Annotated in this window: 1 protein-coding gene and 1 pseudogene; one reads left to right on the forward strand and one right to left on the reverse strand. The window is 71.2% G+C overall.

The window, feature by feature from the left end; genetic code table 11:
- The coding region (locus tag EAD98_RS31355) for a DUF5999 family protein (protein ID WP_199723573.1) at window positions 1–156 on the reverse strand (156 nt) is incomplete at its 3' end.
- 123 nt (window positions 157–279) lie between these two features.
- Between EAD98_RS31355 and EAD98_RS27075 the strand changes: the two are divergent.
- Window positions 280–528 (forward strand): annotated as a pseudogene (locus EAD98_RS27075) (anthranilate synthase component I family protein); the annotation flags it as partial.

Genomic DNA, 528 nt, shown 5'->3' on the forward strand with positions numbered 1-528 from the left:
GCTGCTGCCGTCGGGGAGCAGCTCACCGGTGTCCTCGAAGACGATGACACCGTTGCAGAGCAGGCTCCAGCCCTGCTCACGGAAGCAGGCGAGGACCCGGGCGGCTTCCCGGTCGGTCGCTTCAGCGGAGGGGCAGGTCGGTTGGTGCTGGCACATCGGGCTCTCCGGACTGTGGGGGCACTGTGTCATGGTTCACATGACCAGTGACGCACAGTACCAAGCGAAAGTGGCCGGCATCGAGCAGGTAGCCGCCCGGTGTACCGGAAATCCACTGAACGGATGAGGAAGGTTGGACCGTACGGCGTGGAAACGCTCCCACAGGTGCTGGTAGATGCGCCCGCGGCACCGGCCGCGTGCCGGGGCGGTCTCGTCGAGCGCGCCCGCCTGCAGTGGCGCCGCGCCGACGGCGGCGATCCCTCCGCCCTCGCCGAGGAGTTCCTCGCCGCGCACGGCCTGGCGCTGCACGACCTGACCCGGCCCGCCCCCGCGCACCCCGGCACCGGCGCCTGCGGCGCCGCGCTCTACCTG

Origin of the sequence: Micromonospora sp. CV4 (assembly GCF_003667455.1) — a bacterium.
GTDB lineage: Bacteria > Actinomycetota > Actinomycetes > Mycobacteriales > Micromonosporaceae > Micromonospora.